This is a genomic window from Streptomyces sp. DH12 (genome assembly GCF_020873895.1).
Classification (GTDB): Bacteria; Actinomycetota; Actinomycetes; order Streptomycetales; family Streptomycetaceae; genus Streptomyces.
On the sequence record NZ_JAHWGT010001381.1, the window covers coordinates 1 to 417 of the forward strand.

A 417-nucleotide genomic window follows, 5' to 3' on the forward strand; every position below is an offset into this window, starting at 1 on the left:
TTCCACGCGTCCGCCGCCGCCTTGCGCAGGAAGGAGACGAACGTGTCGCGGTGCGGCTCGAGTTCGGGATGTGCGCGCACCCGCTCGCTCACCATGCGGTGGATCGAGTCGTCGCGCGACTCCGGCCGGACGTCGAACTCCCACCAGCTCTCCGGCACCTTGATCCGGAAACCGCCCCGCTCGACGGTCAGCGCTTCCATGTAACGGGCCATGTCGCCGGCGTCCCCCTTCGGTCGATGACGTGCCGACATCGTGCCATCGCGCCGTCACCGCGTGGGGCGCGGGCCCGTCAGTCGTCGAAGCTCACCGACGTCAGCCCTTCTTCGCCACCGTCAGCAGCACCGCCGCGTCCTCCAGCGCCTCCAGCCCGTGCCGGGCGTCCGGGATGACGAGGAGGTCGCCGGTGCGGCCCTCCCA

The 417-nt window shown here is 71.0% G+C and carries 2 pseudogenes; both read right to left on the reverse strand.

From position 1 onward, the window contains the following. A pseudogene (locus tag LPA54_RS40170) lies at positions 1-212 on the reverse strand (hypothetical protein); the annotation flags it as partial. Between the two features lie 100 nt (positions 213-312). Beyond that, positions 313-417: pseudogene (locus LPA54_RS40175) on the reverse strand (LuxR family transcriptional regulator); the annotation flags it as partial.